Source organism: Pseudomonas frederiksbergensis, assembly GCF_003732275.1.
GTDB classification, from domain to species: domain Bacteria; phylum Pseudomonadota; class Gammaproteobacteria; order Pseudomonadales; family Pseudomonadaceae; genus Aquipseudomonas; species Aquipseudomonas frederiksbergensis_H.
This window is the reverse complement of the sequence record NZ_MOBM01000001.1, coordinates 21,788-43,245: the sequence shown is the minus strand read 5'-3', so window position 1 is coordinate 43,245 and position 21,458 is coordinate 21,788. Positions and strand designations below refer to the sequence as shown.

The following is a 21,458-nucleotide window of genomic DNA, read 5'->3' as shown; positions in this document are numbered from 1 at the left end:
GCCCGCTCCCACAGTTGACCCGCGTTGTCTGGATGAACGCGGGCTAATGTGGGAGCGGGCTTGCTCGCGAAGGGAGCGCCCCGATTTTCAATCAGTCGAGCGTAGAACCGCTCACTGGAATGCCACGCTCGGGAAAGAACAGGCGCTGCAATTCGGTACCGGGGCTTTCAGCACGCATGAACGCTTCGCCGACCAGGAACGCATACACATCGCTGATTTCCATCAGTTCGACATCGGCCCGGTTAAGAATGCCACTTTCAGTAATCACCAGACGATCACGCGGGATACGCGGCAACAGGTCTAGGGTGGTTTCCAGATTGACGTCGAAGGTGTGCAGGTTGCGGTTGTTCACGCCCACCAGCGGCGTGTCGAGGGTTTTCAAGGCCCGCTCCAGCTCGTCGCCATCGTGGACTTCCACCAGCACATCAAGCCCGACGCTTTTGGCCACGGCCGCCAGCTCGGCCATCTTCACGTCGTCCAGTGCGGAGACGATCAACAGCACGCAGTCAGCGCCCAGAGCCCGGGATTCGACGATCTGGTAAGGATCGATCATGAAGTCCTTGCGGATCACCGGCAATTTGCACGCCGCCCGAGCCTGCTGCAGATACGCATCGGCGCCTTGGAAGTAATCGATGTCGGTGAGCACCGACAGGCAAGTGGCCCCGCCCTTTTCGTAACTTCTGGCAATATCCGCAGGCACGAAGTTCTCGCGAATCACGCCTTTGCTTGGCGAAGCCTTCTTGATTTCAGCAATGACCGCCGGCTGCTTCGTCTTGGCCTGATCGATCAATGCCTTGGCAAAACCACGGGGTGCATCGGCCGCCTTGGCCAGATTTTCCAGCTCCGCCAGACTCACACGAGCGCTACGCTCGGCGACTTCCTGAACTTTGCGGGCCAGAATATTTTCCAGAACCGTCGGTACACTCATCCCTCATTCTCCACTTTGAATACCGCGGTAAATGCACCCAATTCCTCAAGTTTCTCCCGAGCGAGGCCTGTGTGCAGCGCATCGTGCGCCAGGGCAACGCCTTCTTTCAAACTGCTGGCATGGTCGGCGGCGTACAGCGCGGCACCGGCATTGAGCACGATCATCTCGGCGGCTTTCTGGCCGTTCTCGGTCTTGCGCTTGCCCAAGGCATCGCGAATCAGCTCAAGGGAGGCCGCCGGGCTTTCCACCGCCAGACCGTGCAGGCTCTGACTCTTCATCCCCAGGTCTTCGGGTTCGACCCAATACTCGGTGATCTGGTCATTCTTCAATTCCGCCACAAAGGTCGGTGCCGCCAGACTGAACTCGTCCAGGCCATCCTTCGAATGCACCACCAGCACGTGTTTACTGCCCAGACGTTGCAAAACTTCGGCCAATGGCCGGCACAACGCCTGACTGAACACACCCACCACCTGATGTTTCACACCGGCCGGATTCGTAAGCGGGCCGAGCATGTTGAACAGCGTGCGCAAACCCAGCTCGCGGCGTGGGCCGGCGGCGTGCTTCATGGCGCTATGGTGAGTCTGGGCAAACATGAAACCGATGCCAACATTGTCGATGCAGCGTGCCACCTGGACCGGGGTCAAGTTCAGGTAGATACCGGCCGCTTCCAGCAAGTCAGCGCTGCCGCTTTTGCCCGACACCGCACGGTTACCGTGCTTGGCTACGGTGCAACCGGCCGCGGCGACGACAAACGATGACGCGGTGGAGACGTTGAAAATGTTCGCACCGTCGCCGCCGGTGCCGACCACATCGACCACGCCGTCGAGGGTATTGAGTTCAACCTTGTCCGCCAACTCGCGCATCGCCGTCACGGCGCCGACGATCTCGTCGATGCTTTCGCTCTTCATGCGCATGGCCATCATGAACGCGCCGATCTGCGCATCCGTGCATTGCCCGGTCATGATTTCGCGCATGACATCGCGCATCTCATCGGTACTGAGGTCGAGGTGGCCGACGATACGGCTCAGGGCTGTCTTGATATCCATGAGAAAGTCCTTAGCGCGTGCCGCCGGTTTGTTTGAGGAAGTTGGCGAACAGCTCGTGGCCCTGTTCGGTGAGGATAGACTCAGGGTGGAATTGCACACCTTCGATGTTCAGCGTCTTGTGGCGCAGGCCCATGATCTCGTCGACCGAGCCGTCTTCGAGCTGGGTCCAGGCGGTCAGTTCCAGGCAATCGGGCAGGGTTTCGCGCTTGACGATCAGCGAGTGGTAGCGGGTAACCGTCAGCGGGTGATTCAGACCTTCGAAGACGCCCTTGTCCTCGTGGAATACCGGGCTAGTCTTACCGTGCATGACTTGACGGGCACGGACCACATCGCCACCAAAGGCCTGGCCGATGGACTGGTGACCCAGGCAAACGCCGAGAATCGGCAACTTGCCGGCGAAGTGCCTGATTGCCTCAATGGAAATACCGGCTTCGGTCGGGGTGCAAGGACCGGGAGACACGACAATGCGCTCAGGCTTGAGCGCTTCGATTTCGGCAATGGTGAGTTCATCGTTGCGCACGACTTTGACCTCGGAGCCCAGCTCGCCAAGGTATTGCACAACGTTGTAAGTAAAAGAGTCGTAGTTATCGATCATCAGCAACATGGCGTGAAGAACCTCTTGAATTCACTGACTTTTAATACAGCCTTCGAATGATTTACCCGCAGTGCGCTGCGCTTTGTCAGGGGCTGGAGTGGCGCCAGCAAAGCGGCATTTCATACAGGTAAAGAAGGCAAAGCGGTACAGGTCCGGCCAGGCCGGCAGAAAAGATTCAGGCGCGCCAACGCCAACGGGCGTGTGCCTTGATGACTTGATCCAGGAGTTTGCTGACGATCAACACGGGGGAAGGTCTCATTCATACGTCTCGGCACAGTAACTTAGCTGGGCAGAGCGTGCAATATGGCCGGGGCGACAGCTGGCGAAACAATCGAAGGGTTCACGACAGATGGCAAAAGGCCGGAAGTTTTTGGTACTGTCGTTTCGTTCACTACAACAATAAATAAACGGACTTGCTCATGATCAAACAGACGTTGTTTGTACCGCTCGCCGGATGCCTGCTCGCTGCTGCCTGTGCCCAGGCGATCGCCGCGCCCAACCCTTATTCGAATTTCGTCGTCTTCGGCGACAGCCTCAGCGATGCCGGGACCTTCACCGATACCGGCGGGCCTGCCGGGGCGACCCAGCGTTTCACCAATCGTACCGGCCCGGCCTACCTGGACGGCAGCGGTGAAGTACGCTCGCTCAATGCCACGCAAATTCTCGGCGGGAGACTGGGGTTCTCACCGGACCAGACGGCGTCTTCTTCCTCGGCGGTACGCGCCAACGAAGGCTTGCCCGATGGCAACAACTGGGCGGTTGGCGGTTATCGCACCGACCAGATTCTCGACTCGATCACCGGCACCTCCGCCACCGGCGAACGCACACGCGCAGGCTATCTGCCGTCGAACAACTTCCGCGCCGACCCGAACGCACTGTATTACCTCTCGGGCGGTGGTAACGACTTCCTTCAAGGTCGCGTGACCAGTCTGCCCCAGGCCAGCGCCGCCGCCGATCGCCTGGCCAGCAGCGTGCAAACCCTGCAACAGGCCGGTGCCCGCTACATCATGGTCTGGTTGCTGCCGGACATCGGCTTTACCCCGGCTTTCAACGGCACGTCTCTGCAAGCGTTCACCTCCCAGCTCAGCAACCAGTTCAACAGCGAACTGGTGAGCCAGCTGCAAAGCGTTAATGCCAACGTCATTCCGCTGAACATTCCGGTGCTGCTCAAAGAAACATTCGCCAACCCGACGCAATTCGGTCTGGCCGCCGACCAGAACCTGAGCGCCACCTGCTTCAGCGGCAACAGTTGCACCGAGAACAGCCGCTACGGGATCAACAGTGCCACCCCGGACCCGACCAAACTGATCTACAACGACTCGGTACACCCGACCGAAGCCGGGCAACGCCTGATTGCCGATTACGCCTACTCGCTGCTGGCCGCGCCATGGGAAGCGACCCTCCTGCCGGAAATGGCTCAGGGCACTCTGCGTGCGCATCAGGATGAATTGCGCAACCAGTGGCTGGCCGATTGGGAAAACTGGCAAGGCGTGGGTCAATGGCGGGCGATTGTCGCCGGCGGTGGCCAGCATCAGGATTTCGACAGTCAGCGCAGCGGCGCCAGTGCTGACGGCAATGGCTACAACCTGAACGTCGGTGGCAGCTACCGGCTGAATGAAGCGTGGCGTCTTGGCCTGGCGGCTGGCTTCTACAACCAGAAACTCGAAGCCGGTGATAACGATTCGGACTACAAGCTCAACACGTACATGGGTACGGCTTTCGCCCAGTACCAGAAGAACCGCTGGTGGGGTGACGCGGCACTGACGGCCGGGCATCTGGACTACGACAGCCTCAAACGCAAATTCCAACTGGGGGTCAACGAGCGAGGGGAGAAAGGCGATACCGACGGTTATGTACTGGCCTTCAGCGGCCGGGTGGGTTACGACATCGCACCAGAAGCAACCAGCCCTTGGCACCTGTCACCGTTCGTCAGCGCTGATTTCGCCAAGGTAGAAGTCGACGGGTACTCAGAAAATGGCGCTGACTCCACCGCGCTGACCTTCGATGACCAGTCGCGCATCTCTCGGCGCCTGGGTCTCGGGATTCAGGGCAAGTACCAGATCACCCCGCAGACCCAGGTGTTTGGCGAACTGGCTCACGAACGTGAGTACAACGACGACACCCAGGACGTGACCATGAACCTCAACAGTCTGCCGAACAACCGCTACACCCTGGCCGGCTACACTCCGCAGACCAACCTGAACCGTTTGAACCTGGGCGTGAGCCACAACCTCACCAAGGACCTGGCGTTGCGCGCCAGCTACGATATCCGCAAGGATGATGACTTTACCCAGCAAGGTATTAACGTTGGGGTAGCGTTGGACTTCTAAATCCCGGGCAATAAAAAACGCGGCGCCCTCACAGGTGCCGCGTTTTTTTATGGTGAGCACTTATTGTGCAAAAGCCCGCGCCCACAGGTTTTGCGTACTTAGTTGTCCGGCGTCTGCTCGGCCAGGGCCACGGCACGGAACATGGCGCGACGTTTGTTCAGGGTTTCTTCCCATTCCAGCGCCGGTACCGAATCAGCGACGATGCCGCCGCCAGCCTGCACATGCAGCTCGCCGTTCTTGATCACTGCGGTGCGGATCGCAATCGCCGTGTCCATGTTGCCGTTCCAGGCGAAGTAACCGACCGCGCCGCCGTAGACGCCACGCTTGACCGGCTCCAGCTCGTCGATGATTTCCATCGCGCGAATCTTCGGCGCGCCCGACAAGGTGCCGGCCGGCAGGATCGCCCGCAGAGCGTCCATGGCTGTCAGCCCGGCCTTCAATTGGCCGGTAACGTTGGACACGATGTGCATCACGTTGGAGTAACGCTCGATCACCATCTTCTCGGTGAGTTTCACCGAACCGATCTCCGAAACGCGACCAGTGTCGTTGCGCCCCAGATCGATCAGCATCAAATGCTCGGCGATTTCCTTGTCGTCCGACAGCAGGTCTTTTTCCAGCGCCAGATCAGCCTCTTCGTTGGCGCCTCGCGGACGGGTGCCGGCAATCGGGCGCACGGTGATCAGGTTGTCTTCGACCCGCACCAACACTTCCGGCGAACTGCCGACGACGTGGAAGTCGCCAAAGTTGAAGAAGTACATGTAGGGCGTCGGGTTGAAGCAGCGCAGCGCCCGGTACAGGTCGATAGGCGCAGCCTTGAAGTCGATCGACATGCGCTGGGACGGCACGACCTGCATGCAGTCACCGGCCAGGATATATTCCTTGATGGTGTCGACGGCTTTTTCGTAATCGTTCTGGGTGAAGCTCGAGCGGAATACCGGATCAGCCGATTGCTGCTTGCTGAAGTCCAGGCCACGGCGCGGAGTGATGGGCTGACGGAGTTGTTCCATCAGCGTTTGCAGACGCGCCTGACCTTGCTCGAAGGCATCTTCCTGCGACGGATCGGCCAGGACAATCGCGTGCATCTTGCCGGCCAGGTTGTCGAACACCACCACCGCGTCAGACACCATCAGCAGAATGTCCGGTACGCCCAGGGGATCCGGGTTCGGGCACTTGCCCAGACGCTTCTCCACATAACGCACGCAGTCATAACCGAAGTACCCCACCAGACCGCCATTGAAACGTGGCAGACCAGCGATGGTCGGCACGTTATAGCGCGCCTTGAAGGCTTCGACGAAGGCCAACGGGTCTTCAACGTCGTGACTTTCGATCTCGACGCCGTCGTGGGTCACGCTGACGTGGTGATCATGAACCCGCAGCACGGTGCGGCATGGCAGGCCGATGATCGAATAACGGCCCCATTTCTCGCCGCCCTGCACCGACTCCAGCAGGTAGGAGTTGGGCTCGTCGGCCAGTTTCAGGTAGATCGACAGCGGCGTGTCGAAGTCGGCCAGGGTTTCGCAGGCAAGCGGGATGCGGTTGTAGCCGGCAGCGGCCAAACGCAGGAATTCTTCGCGGATCATGAGGTGCCTCGTGGCTTGAGGGTCTAACGGTCAGGTGTGCAAACGCGCCGGTACGCCGGCCAGGAACAAGTCAGGCGCGCCAACGCCAACGGGCCAGGGCCTTGATGACTTTCATCCAGAGTTTGCGGGTGACCACCACGATGGCGTTTCCAGAAGGGGGTTGAGCAGCGTCGGGCAACGTTATCTCAGCGGCCGGATCCAGGCAACCGGGAATTAGTTTGCGCAGATCATCGATCACCAGCGCCGGCAATTCTTCGGCAATCGGCCGACCGTGGTTATAGCCATAACTGAGGGCCACGCATTTGACCCCCGCCGCTTTCGCCGCCAGCACATCGCTGCGCGAGTCGCCGACGAACAACGATTGCGACGCCGGAATGTTGGCCATTTTCATCACGAAAAACAGCGCGGCCGGGTCAGGTTTTTTATTCGGCAGGGTGTCGCCACCGATGATCCATTTGAAGTAACGGCCGATCTTCATCTGATCCAGCAGCGGTGCGACAAAGCGCTCCGGTTTGTTGGTGATCAGCGCCATTTCGATGCCTTGTTTATTCAGCCACTTGAGGGTGTCACGCACGCCGGGGTAAACCACCGTCAGATCGTGACCGTCCTCATAAAAGCCGTTGAACAATTCCAGGGCATGCTCGGCCTCGGCCTCATCGACACCCTCGCCGTCGATGTGGTTGGCCAAGGCCCGGCGTACCAGCATGTGTACGCCGTTGCCAACCCACTCGCGCACCGGTTCGATACCGGCAGGTTGACGCCCGAGTTTGAGCAGCATGTTATCCACAGCCGCCGCGAGATCAGGGACCGAATCGACCAGCGTGCCATCCAGATCGAACATCACCAGCCGCGGCAGACGCCCGGGGAACAGCTGCTCAAAACCACTCATGGGCGAGCCAGCGCCAGTTCGGAGCGCATTTTTTCAATCACTTCCTGGTAGTTCGGCGCATTGAAGATCGCCGAACCGGCGACGAAGGTGTCGGCGCCAGCAGCAGCGATTTCGCGAATGTTGTTCACGTTCACGCCGCCGTCGATTTCCAGGCGAATGTCACGACCGGAGGCATCGATCAGTGCCCGCGCTTCACGCAGCTTGTCGAGGGTACCAGGAATGAACTTCTGCCCGCCGAAACCCGGGTTGACGCTCATCAGGAGGATCATGTCGACCTTGTCCATCACGTACTTGAGCACGTCCAGCGGGGTCGCCGGGTTGAACACCAGGCCCGCCTTGCAGCCGCCTTCGCGGATCAGTTGCAGGGAACGGTCGACGTGCTGCGTGGCTTCCGGGTGGAAAGTAATGTAGGTCGCACCGGCCTCGATGAAGTCACCGACGATGCGGTCCACCGGGCTGACCATCAGGTGCGCATCAATCGGCGCAGTCACGCCGTACTTGCGCAGCGCGGCGCAGACCATCGGGCCGATGGTCAGGTTGGGCACGTAGTGGTTGTCCATGACATCGAAGTGCACGAAGTCGGCGCCGGCGGCCAGGACGTTGTCCACTTCCTCGCCCAGGCGGGCGAAGTCGGCGGAGAGAATCGACGGAGCAATGACGAAGGGCTGCATGACGCACCTTTTTTGAGCAGAATCACGATGGCGCGCATTGTATACCTCATGCTTTGACGCGCGCACCGTGCTGCGATGATTGGGTACTAATAGGCCGCTCGGTAGATCTTCTCGATATCGCCGGCGCTCAGCTTGCGCGGATTGTTGCGCATCAGGCGCTCGATGCCGGCGGCTTCCACGGCCATGGCCGGGATCGCGTCCTCGGGCACCCCGAAACTGCGCAGGCCCAGCGGGATTTCCACCGCGGCGCACAGCTCGGTCATCGCCTCCACGGCTTTGTCCGCCGCTTCGTTCGCGCTCAGATGAGCAGTCTTCACCCCCATGGCCTGGGCAATATCCTGCATACGCTCCACGCAAGCCATCTTGTTCCAGGTCATGACATACGGCAGCAGCAAGGCGTTGCTCACGCCATGGGCAATGTTGAAACGCCCACCCAGCGGATACGCCAACGCATGCACCGCGCCGACCCCGGCATTGCCGAACGCCATGCCGGCCATCAGGCTGGCGGTGGCCATGTCTTCGCGGGCTTGCAGATGGGATGGATTGGCGTAGGCCTTGGGTAGCGCCTTGGTAATCAGCTTGATCGCGCCAATGGCCAGGGCGTCGGTGATTGGCGAGGCATTGAGCGACAGGTAGGACTCGATGGCATGCACCAGCGCATCGACGCCACTGGCAGCGGTGACACTGCGCGGGCAGGTCAGGGTCATTTGCGGGCTGACCAGCGCCACGTCCGGCAACAGGTAATCGCTGATAATGCCCTTCTTCAGCTGCGCGACCTTGTCGGAGAGGATGGCCACGTTAGTCACTTCCGAACCGGTGCCGGCAGTGGTCGGGATGGCAATCAGCGGCGGGCCTTTGCGCGGCACCTGATCGATGCCGAACAAATCCTCCAGGGCACCATGGTAACCGGCATAGGCTGCAACACTCTTGGCGATGTCGATTGCACTGCCGCCACCAAGGCCGATCAGTCCGTCATGCCCGCCTTCACGGTAAACCCGCATGCAATCTTCGACGATGGCGATTTCCGGGTCCGGCAACACCCGGTCGAAAATCTCGTAACTGCGCTCGCCCAGCTGCGCCAGTGCCAGCTCTACCGTGCCGGACTTGACCAGTGCGGCGTCGGTGACGATCAGCGGGTTATCGATGTCCAGGCGTATGAGTTCGGCCGCCAGTTGCTCGATGGCACCTGCGCCGGTGATCAGTTTGTGAGCGATTTTGAAAGAGGAAAGACTCATGTGCGCAGCCTCTTATAGATAGGGGAGCTGGGCACAAGAGTAGCTGGGGATTGGGGTTTGTCTGCTATTAAGTTCGTGAATGACCGCCGATTCTGAAAACCACACAAAACACCTGTGGGAGCGGGCTTGCTCGCGAAAGCGGAGTGTCAGCCGACGTGTATGTCGAATGTTCCACCGCCTTCGCGAGCAAGCCCGCTCCCACATTTTGAGCTGTGTGTAATTTCAGACCTGCGCGGTGCGCAATTTTTCGCTGCGCCCGCGCAACCACTCCAGGGTCAGCAACAGGATCACCGAGAACGCGATCAACAGCGTCGCGGCAGCGGCAATCGTCGGGCTGAGGTTCTCGCGAATGCCGCTGAACATTTGTCGAGGCAAGGTCGCTTGTTCTGGACCGGCGAGGAACAGCGTCACCACCACTTCATCGAATGAGGTGGCGAAAGCAAACAGCGCACCGGAAATCACCCCCGGCGCAATCAACGGCAATGTCACCCGACGAAACGCGGTCAGCGGCGAAGCCCCCAGGCTTGCAGCGGCCCGTACCAGGTTCTGGTTAAACCCCTGCAAGGTCGCCGATACCGTAATGATCACAAACGGCACACCCAAGACGGCATGCACGACGATCAGCGAGATGTAGCTGTTGCCAAATCCCAGTGGGGCAAAGGTCAGGTAACTGGCCACACCAATAATCACTACCGGCACCACCATCGGCGAAATCACCAGCGCCATCACCAGCGGTTTACCCGGGAAATCACCCCGGGTCAGGCCGATCGCCGCCAGCGTGCCGAAGATCATTGCCAGTACCGTCGCTGCCGGGGCCACGATCATGCTGTTCTTCAACGAACGCATCCATTCCGCCGAAGCAAAAAAGTCCTGGTACCAGTGCAGCGAGAAGCCTTGCAGCGGATAGACCAGAAAACTCCCCGAATTGAACGACAGCGGAATGATCACCAGCACCGGCAGGATCAGGAACAACAGGACCAGCCCGCAGAGAATGCGCAAACCGTAGAACCACACCCGTTCGATGGGCGACATATAAGGACTCAGCATTTCATTCTCCCCTTAGCTCAGGCGCAGGCGACTGGCGCCCACCAGCCAGCTGTAAATCAGATAAAGCACCACGGTCGCCAGCAGCAACAGCCCACCGAGTGCGGTCGCCATGCCCCAGTTGATGCTGGTGTTGGTGTAGAAGGCGACGAAATAACTGACCATCTGATCGTTCGGGCTGCCCAGCAACGCCGGGGTGATGTAGTAGCCGATGGCGAGGATGAACACCAACAGGCAACCGGCACCGACACCGGCATAGGTCTGCGGGAAATACACCCGCCAGAAACTGGCGAACGGGTGGCAGCCGAGGGAAATCGCCGCACGCATGTACGTCGGCGAGATGCCTTTCATTACGCTGTAGATCGGCAGAATCATAAATGGCAGCAGGATATGCACCATCGAGATGTAAACCCCGGTGCGGTTGAACACCAGCTCCAGCGGCTTATCGATAATCCCCATGGCCATCAGACCGCTGTTGATGAGGCCGCCCGATTGCAGCAGCACGATCCACGCGGCGACTCGCACCAGAATCGAGGTCCAGAATGGCAGCAGCACCAGAATCATCAACAGGTTGCTTTGCCGAGATGGCAGGTTCGCCAACAGGTAGGCCAACGGATAAGCCAGCACCAGGCAAATCACGGTGATGATCAGGCCCATCCAGAAGGTCCGGGCGAAGATATCGAGGTAGATCGCTTGATCGGGGGTGGCCGGGGCCAGTTCGCCGAGGTCGTCGATACGGTGATCGACAGCGGCCAGCAGGTAATAAGGTGTCACGCCACTGGTGTTGCGGCGCACGACCTGCCAATAGGCCGGGTCGCCCCAGCGCTCGTCGAGGCCTTCCAGCGCTTCTTTATAAGAAGCCGGCTCAGTGGCGAACGGCAAGGCGCGTGCGGTTTTGGTCAGCAGGCTGCGGTAGCCGGCCAACTCCATGTTCAAGCGCTTGGACAAGTCGCCCAAGGTCTGATTCTTGCGGGCTTCGGCGAGGTCTTCGCTGGCCGCCTTGTATACAGGCTCTGCCGGCAGGCCTCGGCCATCCCAACTGGCGATGGCGGCCACGGTGCGCGGCATGACGCCGACCACTTCCGGGTTACCGACGCTTTTGTAGAGCAGCGCCACGATCGGCACCAGGAACACCAGCAACAGAAACAGCACCAACGGCGCGATCAAGGCTTGTGCTTTCCAGCGGTTGATCCGCTCGGCGTGCTTGAGCCGCTGCTTCAAGGTGGGGTCAGTGCCCGCGTTCACGGGAACGGCGATAGCCATGGCGTACTCCGGAAATCTTTGGATGGGCGGCATCGCACACAGCGATGCCGCATTACATCAATACTCAAAAAACGCCTCGCTCCTGTAGGAGCTGTCGAGTGCAACGAGGCTGCGATCTCTTGATCTTGAAAAAAGCCAAAGTCAAAAGATCGCAGCCTTCGGCAGCTCCTACAGGCGAAGGATTACTTCGCAGCCCAGGAATTGAAGCGCTGCTCCAGTTGCTCACCGTTGTCAGCCCAGAAGCTGACGTCGATCTGCACCTGGTTGGCGATGTTTTCCGGGGTGGTCGGCATATCCTTCAGAACATCCTTGGCCAGCAATGGCACGGCTTGGGTGTTGGCCGGGCCGTAAGCGATGTTTTCCGAATAGGTCTTCTGCTGCTGCGGTTGCACCGAGAACGCGATGAATTTCTTCGCCGCTTCAGCACGGGTTTTATCCAGGCCTTTTGGAATCGCCCATGCGTCGAAGTCGTAGATACCGCCGTTCCACACCACTTTCAGGTTGCTTTCTTTCTGTACCGCCGCGATCCGGCCGTTGTAGGCCGAGCTCATGACCACGTCACCGGAGGCGAGGTATTGCGGCGGTTGCGCGCCGGCTTCCCACCACTGAATGCTTGGCTTGAGCTCATCAAGTTTCTTGAACGCGCGATCCTGACCATCTTTGCCGGCCAGCACTTTGTAGACGTCTTTCGGTGCAACACCATCGGCCATCAAGGCGAATTCCAAGGTGTACTTGGCGCCTTTACGCAGGCCGCGTTTGCCCGGGAATTTCTTGGTGTCCCAGAAATCCACCCAGCTGGTCGGAGCGGTTTTCAGTTTGTCGGCGTTGTAGGCCAGCACGGTCGACCACACGAAGAAGCCCACGCCGCACGGCTGGATAGCGCCTTTGACGTAGTCTTCGGTCTTGCCGAACAGCGCAGGGTCGAGTTGCTCGAACATGTCTTCGTCGCAACCACGGGACAGTTCTGGCGATTCAACTTCCACCAGGTCCCAGGACACGCTCTTGGTGTCGACCATGGCTTTGACCTTGGCCATCTCACCGTTGTATTCGCCAGCGACGATTTTGCCGTTGCCCGCCGCTTCCCACGGTGCGTAGAAGGCTTTGGCCTGCGCCGCCTTGTTCGCCCCGCCAAAGGACACCACGGTCAGGTCCGGGCCCGCCGCCATCGCGTGTGCCGCACCCATCATGCCCACGACCAGGGCGGTGAATTTCAGGGATCTCAACATTTATTGTTCTCCAACTGCAGGGTTAGTGTTGGTGAAGCAGGGGGCGATCAATGCGCCTCCGGGGGCGTTCTCAATTAGTTTCCCCGCCGCGTTGTCGCCTTAAAGCGGGCCAGGCAAGGCGCAGGCCGCCGGGAATGGTTGTTCCCTTTCCAAGGCCTGCAACGCAGCCTGGCCCGCTTTAAGGCACAACCCGAAGGGCCGGGCCTGCTGTTGTGCAGGGCTGCGTTGCTCGAAGCTTATTTGGAATGACCAAACCACGCTTCTCGCGCCTTGCCCTGCACAACAGCAGACCCGGCGCGGTGTGGAAACTAATTGAGAACGCCCCCTAGTGGGTCGAGCGCGCGAACGTGTTCGACCTGCCAGCCAAGCGGTACCACATCGCCGACGGCGAGCGCGGGATCGAGCTCGGCAATCGGTTGTTTCACAAAGAAGTCGGTCTTGCCGCAGACTTCCAGGCGAACCCGGACGTGGTCGCCCAGATAGATGAATTCCGCCACCCTCCCTGAGAAGCGGTTGACGCAGGACTCGCTCGAACCATTGAGGCTCACGCGCTCCGGGCGAATCGACAGCGTGACGGGTTCGCCGGTCTTGCCGACATTGACTGCGAGTGCTTCGACCTTTTCGCCGCGACCGAGCTCGACCACACAACGATCGCCGGTGTGACTGTGCAAGCGGCCGTTGAGGCGGTTGTTCTCGCCGATGAAGTTGGCGACGAAGGTATTTTTAGGTTCTTCGTAGAGTGTGCGCGGTGGCGCGATCTGCTGGATTTCGCCCTGGTGGAACACGGCGACGCGGTCAGACATGGTCAGGGCTTCACCCTGGTCGTGGGTCACGTAAACCACAGTCACGCCGAGGCGCTGGTGCAGGTGTTTGATTTCCATCTGCATGTGTTCGCGCAGTTGTTTGTCCAGTGCGCCGAGGGGTTCATCCATCAGTACCAGTTGCGGTTCGAACACCAAGGCGCGAGCCAGGGCCACACGCTGCTGCTGGCCGCCGGACAGTTGTGCCGGATAACGCTGGGCGAAAGTGTCTAGCTGAACCATGCTCAAAACACGTTTGACCCGGTCACTGACATCGCTCTTGTTCAAACCGCGCACTGTCAGCGGGAACGCCAGGTTCTCGGCGACCGTCATGTGCGGAAACAATGCGTAGTTCTGGAACACCATGCCGATGTCGCGTTTATGCGGTGGCACGTTGTTGATGGAACGCCCGGCCAGTTGAATCTCCCCGGCGGTCGGCGTTTCGAAACCGGCGAGCATCATCAGACTGGTGGTCTTGCCAGAGCCGGACGGCCCGAGCAAGGTGAGGAATTCGCCTTTGCGAATATCCAGGTTGAGGTCTTTGACGATCAGGTTCTCGCCGTCGTAGCTCTTTTGCACTCCACGAAAGCTGACCAGAATATCGCTGGCCCCTGCGCTTGAATCAACCTGGCTCATACCCACACCTTTGTTATTGATGACTGCTGTGGACTAAGCCTAGTGGACGCTGGGAGCCGCGCAAATCGGGGCGCAGGAGAGAATCGCCTCAGCCGGATGGAAGGTTGGGGGTAGGGATTGCCCTACAAGGATGGCGGGGATGGATATGTCGATTCGGGATCACGACAGGCGGTGAGCTGCAAGCCACAAAAACAGGCAAAAAGCTATGCGTAAAGGGTGTCGTTATTGGATATGCCCACGATTGGATGTTCAACGGAGATTCCCTGTGGGAGCGGGCTTGCTCGCGATGGCGGTGTGTCATTCAACGCACGTATCGACAGGTAGCCCGCCTTCGCGAGCAAGCCCGCACCCACATTGGATTGCAGTGAATCAGTGGGATTGGGTGTGTCAGAGGAGTTTGTGTTCCATCGCGTACTTCACCAGTTCGGCCAGGGAGGTGATGTTGAGTTTCTGCATCAGCCGCGCCTTGTGGGTGCTGATGGTTTTGCTGCTCAGGGCCAGTTGTTGGGCGATGTCGTTGACGTTGGCGCCTTGGGCCAGGCGTTCGAATACCGAGAACTCACGCTCCGACAGCAACGAGTGCAACGGTCGCGAATCAGTCAGGCCGACTTCGAAGACCATGCGGTCGGCCAGGTCCGGGTCGATGTATCGCCCGCCCGCCGCGACCTTGCGGATTGCCGTTAGCAGCAATGCCGGATCACTGTCCTTGGTCGCATAGCCTGCAGCGCCAACCTTTAACGCCCGTGCGGCCATTTGCGCTTCGTCGTGCATCGACAACACCAGAATCGCCGGGGGATTGTTCAGCGCGCGAATCCGCGGGATCGCTTCCAGGCCGTTGACCCCGGGCATGGAGATATCCAGCAACACCACTTCGCAGGGAACATGGCGCAAGGTCTCGAGTAACTGCTCGCCATTGCTCGCCTCCCCTACCACCAGCAAGTCCTTGGCCAGGCCGATCAATTGCTTGATGCCTTCGCGAACGATGGTGTGGTCTTCGGCTACCAGTACACGGATCACTTGCCTCTCCTCAATAATTGCCTTGTCGCCGAAAAGATCGCAGCCTTCGGCAGCTCCTACAGGGATACGCGTTCGGCGTAGGAGCTGCCGAAGGCTGCGATCTTTAGCGGTCCAGCGGCACTCGCACACTCAGGGTCGTGCCCTCCCCCGGCTCACTCTCAAGCGACAACTGCCCGCCCATGATCAACACCCGCTCACGCATGCCAACCACACCAAAGGATGTCGGCCTGCCAGTAGCGGCGACAAATCCTACGCCATCATCGCTGACAGTCAGACAGAGTTCATCGCCCTCAAGGGTCAGCGTCAGTTCAACAGTATGCGCCTGGGCGTGGCGCATGACATTGGTCAGCGCTTCCTGAAGGATCCGGAACAGCCCGATGGCCTTGGCATCGCTGAGCACCGGCAAGTTATCCGGCACTTGCACCAGGCACGGGATCTGCGTGCGCGCCTCGAACCGCCGCGCCTGCCACTCGATCGCCGAGGCGATCCCGGCATCGAGAATCGGTGGCCGTAGCGCCGTGGCCACATCGCGCACCAGTTGAAACAATTGAGCGATCAAACGCTTCATGCTGTTCAAGCGCTCGTGCAGGCCAGGATCGAGCTGGGCGTAGGCCAATTCGCACATGGACGTTTCCAGCTTCAATACGGTCAACATCTGACCCAACTCGTCGTGAACCTCCCGGGCGATGCGGGCCTTTTCCTCTTCCCGTACGCTCTCCAGGTGGGCGGATAACTCGCGCAATTGCGCACGGGAACTGGCCAGTTCCAGTTCGATACGCTTGCTCTCGGTGATGTCCCAGACAATCCCGTCCCAGACATAGGCGCCGTCTTCGAGGCGGCGGGTAATGGCCTTGATCTCGGCCCAGCGCTGCTCGCCCTGACGGGTCAGAATCCGACCCTGCCACGACCAGTCACTGTCGGTGTCCAGTGCATGGTCTTGAGTCTGGTGATAACTGGCCTTGTCATCCGGATGCACCAGGCTGCGCAGGCCTTTGTCCCGATGGGCCAACGTGGCCGGCGAGTACCCCACCAGGCTCTCGCTGCCTTCACTGATGTAGGCAAAGTCGATCTGCCCGGTCACCGGCGCGCGCTCCAGACGAAAGACCAGGCCGGGGACGTTGGCGGCGATCCCTTGCAGACGCGCTTCGCTTTCCTGCAACGCGGCCAGGGCGCGACGACGTTCGGTGACATCATTGAGGTAAACCACCAGGTATTCGCCATCGCGAAAACGCAAAAAGCTCAACGAAACATCCGCCGGCAGAATACTGCCATCCGCTCGCACGCAATTGGTTTCGAAACTCTGCGGCCCTTCGTCACTGGCCCGAGCGCGTTTCCACAGGCTCAGCCAGCGGTCCATGTGCAAACCGGGTTCGAAGTCGATCAATGGCCGATCAATGATCCCGCCCGCCGGGTAGCCGAGCATGGTTTCGGCCGCTCGGTTGGCATAGCGCACATGGCTGTCCCAGTTGACCCAGAGGATGCCGACAGTGCTCTGATCGATGGAAAACTGCGTGAGGCGCAAGGCCTCTTCGCTGGCCTCGCGCAGGGCAATGTCTTCGCGCGCCGCCAGCAATCGTTGCTCCAGACTGTGTTGTTGGCGACGTTGCCAAAACACAATGGCCATGCCGCTCAACAGCAACACCACCAAAAGCAGGCTGAGGTTCTGCCAAAAACCCGGCGACTCGGACAGCCGTGGATACTTGGGTTGCAGCCATTGATCGTGCAGTTGTTCGAGGTCCTTGGCCGGGATCGCCCGTAGTGCACTTTCGACGATGCCGGCCAACTCCGGCCAGTCCCGGCGCGTGGCCACTCGCAGCAGTTGCGGGAAACCGATATCGCCCACCACAACCAGCCCGGAGAACTCGGGCTCGGCAGACAGACGCCCGAACTGCGCTTCATCGACCACGGCGTAACCGGCCTGCTGACTCAACAACAGTTGCAACGCCTGGCGCTCCAGAGGCACGCCTTGCAGGTTCAGATGGGGATAAGTGCTGCGCAGATAATCGGCGGTGACGCTGGGCATGCGCACGGCGACGCGGGTCTGGCTGTCGAGCTTTTCCAGCTCGACCGCACCGGTGCTCTTCTGGTCGCTGACCACCAGTTGCGGCACCCGCATGTAAGGGTCGGAAAATTGCCAGAGCCGTAAACCCGCGGGGGTTTGCGTCAGCCCTGGCGCGATATCGATGTCGCCTTCACGCGCCGCGGCTTCCAGTTGCGCAAGATCAGGATAATTGCGCCAGCTCAGTTCGATCTTGAGGGCCTTGGCCAGCCACTTCATCAGCTCGACGTTAACCCCGGACAGGCGCTGCAAGCGGCGATCGTATTGGGCATAGGGCGTTTGCAGCACCACCCCGACCCGCAACTCGCCATGCTGAACCAGCCATTGCTGTTGCGCCGGCGACAGTTGCACGACGTGCGCCGGTGGCGCGGGCGCCGCCCAGCCCATCAAGGGAAACCACAAACAGCCGATAACCCACAGGCAGCGAAAATGCATCATCGAAGTCTCACACACTGACAAATACTGACCAACCCATTAGGCTGCCGGATTAACTTCTGGCCTGGAATATCCGATGCCCCCTGTCTACCGCCTGGCATTGCCAGCATTGTGCCTGTCGTTGATCCTGCCTTGCGCGTTTTCCGTCGAGGCCGCCGACCCGGCACCTGCCGCTGCGGAAAAACCCGCAGAAGAAAAACCGGTCGAACGCCAGCCGCTGCTTGAGCGTAGTCAGGAAGAAGCGGCAGCACTTGAGCGAAAAATCCCTGCACAGGAACAGCAACAACTGCAAGCCGGCACCGACAGCTTTCTCGCCTTGTGGAAACCGGCCAATACCGCCGCCCCCAAAGGCGCGGTGATTATCATCCCGGGCGCCGGCGAAACCGTTGACTGGCCGCAAGCAATCAGCCCATTGCGGCGCAAGTTGCCGGACGTCGAGTGGAGCAGTCTGAGTATTACCTTGCCGGACCTGCAAAGCGAAGCCATTGCGCCACGTATCGTCGAAGTGGCGCCAGCGCCCAAAACGCCTGATGCCGGCAGCAAAGACTCCACGACTGCGGCGCCCATCGAACAGGCGGCCGGCGGCGAAGCGGATGTGGCCGACAAGGCCATCGTCGAAACCACCGAAGAACAGGCCAAAGCCGACGCGGAGCGAATCTTCTCCCGCATTGATGCAGCCATCGCCTACGCCGAACAGCAAAGCGCTCGCAGTATCGTCGTGTTGGGTCATGGTACCGGCGCTTACTGGGCCGCGCGTTATCTGAGCGAGAAGCAGCCATCGCAAGTCGAGAAGTTGGTGATGGTCGCCGCTCAGACGCCTGTTACGGCGACGCCGGGGCTGGCTGAGCTCACACCCACCTTGAAGCTGCCTACCGCAGATATCTTCTATATGGATAAGCCGGGGGATCGTAACGCGGCGCTGGAACGTTTGCAGGCCAGCAAACGCTTGAAGAATTCAGGGTTCAGTCAGGTTTCGCTCAAGGCTTTGCCGGGGAATGCCAAGGCCGAGCAAGAGCAATTGGTCCGTCGGGTGCGGGGTTGGTTGAATCCGCAGAACGCGGCGGATTGATAGACCGAGGCGATGCCATCGCGAGCAGGCTCGCTCCCACAGTGGATCTTCAGCGAACATAAACTCTATGTCCGGCGAAAATCAAATGTGGGAGCGAGCCTGCTAGCGATGGCGTCATCAGAGACAACACAACTCTGCTGCTCTAACGAAAATCCCGCCGCTCACGAATCAACGTATAGGCAGTATGCAATTCACGAGTCTTGTCCGTGGCCTCGCGAACCTGCAACGCCGTCGCACCGCTGCCGGCAATCTTGTCCGGGTGATGACGACTGAGCAGGCGTCGATAGGCGCGCTTGATTTGCGCCGGCTCACTGGTCGCTGACACTCCCAATAGCCGCAAGGCGTCTTGATAAGTCACGGCGCTGCTGACCGATGGGCGTTTCTGCGGCTCATAGTCAGTCGCCAAGGCCTGTACCTGTTGCCGCGTCCACCCCAGCCATTTGCCCCACTGGGCAATCAGCTCGCGCTCACGGCTACCGGCGCGGCCATCGGCCCAGACCATGCGCCAACAGGCACGCAACACACCTTCCGCCGCATGGGGTTGAGCACTCAGGCGTCGCAGATAGCCGCGCAACCGGTCATGCCCCGACTTACCGCGATTGAACGCCGCAATCGCCCGACGTTGCGCCGATTCGGTCATCTCCAGCGAGCGCATTTCCTGCCGCGCCTGCTGGATGTGGCCATCCACTACACGCCCATCGCTCTTGGCCAATCGGCCCAGCAACACGAACAGCAGTTCATCGTTGCGCAACACCGAGCGACCACCGAATTTTTCCCATAAATGCGCCCAGCTCTGCAGGTGCAAGCGCCGGTCCAGCGCCTGTCCCAATAAAGCACCGAGCATGGCCCCCGGAATGCTGGCTATGGCAAAGCCCGCTCCGGCTCCAATCAGAGTCCCTGGCCACAACATGTCAGCGTCTCGCTTCTATCAGAGTGTCTACTTCAGCCAGACGCTCGTGAGTGCCGACATCTACCCAATGCCCATTCAGGCGTTCTCCGGTCACTTGCCCGTCAGCCATGGCTTTGCGCAGCAGTGGCGCAAGTTTGAAGGCACCGGCCGAGCACCCGTCAAACAGCTGCGGGTGCAACACGGCGATGCCGCTGTAGGTCAGGGTCGATGTATCCGGCCGGCCGTCCTGCACAAGGCCATCGACCAAAGTGAAATCTCCACTCGGGTGATGCGCCGGGTTGTCCGCCAATACCAGATGAGCAAGCCCGACGATGGGTTGATGCAACACGCTGAAGTCGTAGTCGGTCCAGATGTCACCGTTGACCACCACAAAGGCCTCGTCACCCAACAACGGCAATGCACGGAAAATACCGCCACCGGTTTCCAGCGGCTCGCCTTCCGCCGAGTACTGAATGCTCACGCCATACCGCGAGCCATCGCCCAGGTAATCCTCGATCTGCTGACCGAGCCAGGCATGGTTGATCACGATCTCGGTAAATCCAGCAGCCGCCAACGCTCGCAGGTGATACTCGATCAGGGGCACTCCACCGGCGCGAACCAGCGGTTTTGGCGTGGTCAGGGTCAGCGGACGCATGCGCTCGCCTTTACCCGCGGCCAGAATCATTGCCTTCATGCCGTTGCTCCAGCACGCAGACCGGCCAGCAATTCACCCAGATCCGCCAGTTCAGGGCGTCGGGCGATGACCGCGTCTATATAGGCAAAGAAGCGCGGCACATCACCGAGGTAGCGCGGCTTGCCGTCGCGATGGTAGATACGGGCGAAAATGCCGATGACTTTCAGGTGCCGTTGCACGCCCATCAGGTCGCTGGCGCGCAGGAAATCTTCGAAGTCAGGCTGAACCGGGATGTCGAGCGCGCTGGCTTGCTGCCAGTAATCTTCCAGCCAGCCACGCACACGCTCTTCAGGCCAGCTGAGGAAGGCGTCCTTGAACAGGCAAGTCACGTCGTAGGTCACCGGGCCATAAACCGCGTCCTGGAAATCCAGCACGCCGGGATTCGGCTCGCTGAGCATCAGGTTGCGTGGCATGTAGTCGCGATGCACCAGGACTTTGGGCTGAGCCAGGGCGCTGTCGATCAGCAGATCGCTGACCTGTTGCCAGAGCGTTTGCTGCGTCGAGTCGAACTCGATGCCCAGTTCGCGCTTCACGTACCACTCGGGGAACAGTTCCAGCTCGCGACGCAGCAGTGCCACGTCATAACTCGGCAGCGGCGCCACCATCGGCAACTGCTGGAAAGCCAGCAGCGCCTGTAGGGCATCCTTGAACAAGTCGTCGGCGTTTTCGCTGCCGATCACGTCCAGGTAAGTCTTGTTGCCCAGGTCATTGAGCAAAAGAAAACCACGTTCGAGGTCTTCGGCATAAATTTTCGGCACGTTTATCCCGGATTTCGCCAGCAGAAAAGCGATATCCACGAAGGGTTTGCAGTTTTCCTGGGGTGGCGGCGCGTCCATCACAACGAAGCTTCGGCCTGCGCCTTCCCAGCGGAAATAGCGCCGAAAACTCGCATCGCTACTGGCCGCAGTCAACGTGGCCGGGGGCACGGTGCCCCAACCTTGTTCTGCAAAGAGGATAGCCAACTGTTCATCGAGCCAAACTTTCAGGTGTTGCAAGCGTACATCTTGGTCAGGCATTGCAAGGGTCTCCGACGGCGCTAGCCGTCAAGCGGG

The 21,458-nt window shown here is 60.0% G+C and carries 18 protein-coding genes; 2 read left to right on the top strand and 16 right to left on the bottom strand.

Annotated features, from left to right (window positions below):
- Positions 1 to 91 precede the first annotated feature (91 nt).
- From trpC to BK662_RS00180, 3 genes are read right to left on the bottom strand one after another with little or no spacing between them, the layout of a single operon-like run.
- On the bottom strand, positions 92 to 928 hold the full coding sequence (gene trpC / locus BK662_RS00190) for an indole-3-glycerol phosphate synthase TrpC (protein ID WP_123355741.1): 837 nt from the start codon (positions 926 to 928) through the stop codon (positions 92 to 94).
- Complete coding sequence (gene trpD, locus BK662_RS00185; protein ID WP_007906883.1) at positions 925 to 1,974, bottom strand: anthranilate phosphoribosyltransferase; 1,050 nt, start codon at positions 1,972 to 1,974, stop codon at positions 925 to 927. Before trpD ends, trpC begins: the two co-directional genes overlap by 4 nt.
- 10 nt (positions 1,975 to 1,984) lie before the next feature.
- Positions 1,985 to 2,578, bottom strand: a complete 594-nt coding sequence (locus BK662_RS00180) for an aminodeoxychorismate/anthranilate synthase component II (RefSeq protein ID WP_123355739.1) — start codon at positions 2,576 to 2,578, stop codon at positions 1,985 to 1,987.
- 410 nt (positions 2,579 to 2,988) lie between these two features.
- On the opposite strand from BK662_RS00180, the gene estP reads away from it, so the two are divergent.
- Positions 2,989 to 4,899, top strand: coding sequence for an esterase EstP (estP, locus tag BK662_RS00175; protein WP_123355737.1), 1,911 nt, complete (start codon positions 2,989 to 2,991; stop codon positions 4,897 to 4,899).
- 98 nt (positions 4,900 to 4,997) lie between these two features.
- Here the strand turns inward: estP and trpE are convergent, their stop codons facing one another.
- The 10 genes from trpE to BK662_RS00115 form a co-directional block, all read right to left on the bottom strand.
- Positions 4,998 to 6,479 carry an anthranilate synthase component I gene (gene trpE, locus BK662_RS00170; protein WP_123355735.1) on the bottom strand — a complete coding sequence of 494 codons (1,482 nt, stop codon included), beginning with the start codon at positions 6,477 to 6,479 and terminating at the stop codon, positions 4,998 to 5,000.
- Between the two features lie 70 nt (positions 6,480 to 6,549).
- The gene (locus BK662_RS00165; RefSeq protein WP_123355733.1) at positions 6,550 to 7,368 is read right to left on the bottom strand and encodes a phosphoglycolate phosphatase; all 819 of its coding nucleotides are present in this window, start codon (positions 7,366 to 7,368) and stop codon (positions 6,550 to 6,552) included.
- Positions 7,365 to 8,039, bottom strand: coding sequence for a ribulose-phosphate 3-epimerase (gene rpe / locus BK662_RS00160; RefSeq protein ID WP_007906892.1), 675 nt, complete (start codon positions 8,037 to 8,039; stop codon positions 7,365 to 7,367). Before rpe ends, BK662_RS00165 begins: the two co-directional genes overlap by 4 nt.
- Before the next feature lie 86 nt (positions 8,040 to 8,125).
- Positions 8,126 to 9,274 carry an iron-containing alcohol dehydrogenase gene (locus BK662_RS00155; RefSeq protein ID WP_123355731.1) on the bottom strand — a complete coding sequence of 383 codons (1,149 nt, stop codon included), beginning with the start codon at positions 9,272 to 9,274 and terminating at the stop codon, positions 8,126 to 8,128.
- A 222-nt stretch (positions 9,275 to 9,496) separates the two neighbouring features.
- The gene (locus BK662_RS00145; protein WP_123355729.1) at positions 9,497 to 10,321 is read right to left on the bottom strand and encodes an ABC transporter permease; all 825 of its coding nucleotides are present in this window, start codon (positions 10,319 to 10,321) and stop codon (positions 9,497 to 9,499) included.
- A gap of 12 nt (positions 10,322 to 10,333) precedes the next feature.
- On the bottom strand, positions 10,334 to 11,581 hold the full coding sequence (locus BK662_RS00140; RefSeq protein WP_123355727.1) for an ABC transporter permease: 1,248 nt from the start codon (positions 11,579 to 11,581) through the stop codon (positions 10,334 to 10,336).
- Positions 11,582 to 11,763: 182 nt separating this feature from the next.
- On the bottom strand, positions 11,764 to 12,807 hold the full coding sequence (locus BK662_RS00135) for an ABC transporter substrate-binding protein (protein WP_123355725.1): 1,044 nt from the start codon (positions 12,805 to 12,807) through the stop codon (positions 11,764 to 11,766).
- Between the two features lie 308 nt (positions 12,808 to 13,115).
- Positions 13,116 to 14,243, bottom strand: a complete 1,128-nt coding sequence (locus BK662_RS00130; RefSeq protein WP_123355723.1) for an ABC transporter ATP-binding protein — start codon at positions 14,241 to 14,243, stop codon at positions 13,116 to 13,118.
- A gap of 387 nt (positions 14,244 to 14,630) precedes the next feature.
- Positions 14,631 to 15,260 (bottom strand): response regulator, encoded by a 630-nt coding sequence (locus BK662_RS00120; RefSeq protein ID WP_003210977.1) that lies wholly within the window; start codon positions 15,258 to 15,260, stop codon positions 14,631 to 14,633.
- Between the two features lie 103 nt (positions 15,261 to 15,363).
- Complete coding sequence (locus tag BK662_RS00115; RefSeq protein WP_123355719.1) at positions 15,364 to 17,757, bottom strand: PAS domain-containing sensor histidine kinase; 2,394 nt, start codon at positions 17,755 to 17,757, stop codon at positions 15,364 to 15,366.
- A gap of 73 nt (positions 17,758 to 17,830) precedes the next feature.
- Here BK662_RS00115 and BK662_RS00110 point away from each other — a divergent pair, with 73 nt between their 5' ends.
- The gene (locus tag BK662_RS00110; RefSeq protein ID WP_123355717.1) at positions 17,831 to 18,823 is read left to right on the top strand and encodes an alpha/beta hydrolase family protein; all 993 of its coding nucleotides are present in this window, start codon (positions 17,831 to 17,833) and stop codon (positions 18,821 to 18,823) included.
- Between the two features lie 142 nt (positions 18,824 to 18,965).
- Here BK662_RS00110 and BK662_RS00105 read toward each other — a convergent pair whose 3' ends face one another.
- Genes BK662_RS00105 through BK662_RS00095 form a run of 3 tightly spaced genes read right to left on the bottom strand, consistent with a single transcriptional unit; the run spans position 18,966 to position 21,422 of the window.
- Positions 18,966 to 19,733, bottom strand: a complete 768-nt coding sequence (locus BK662_RS00105; RefSeq protein WP_123355715.1) for a TerB family tellurite resistance protein — start codon at positions 19,731 to 19,733, stop codon at positions 18,966 to 18,968.
- A gap of 1 nt (position 19,734) precedes the next feature.
- The gene (murU, locus tag BK662_RS00100; protein WP_123355713.1) at positions 19,735 to 20,406 is read right to left on the bottom strand and encodes an N-acetylmuramate alpha-1-phosphate uridylyltransferase MurU; all 672 of its coding nucleotides are present in this window, start codon (positions 20,404 to 20,406) and stop codon (positions 19,735 to 19,737) included.
- Positions 20,403 to 21,422, bottom strand: a complete 1,020-nt coding sequence (locus BK662_RS00095) for an aminoglycoside phosphotransferase family protein (protein ID WP_123355711.1) — start codon at positions 21,420 to 21,422, stop codon at positions 20,403 to 20,405. The genes murU and BK662_RS00095 overlap by 4 nt, the downstream gene beginning before the upstream one ends.
- Positions 21,423 to 21,458 lie beyond the last annotated feature (36 nt).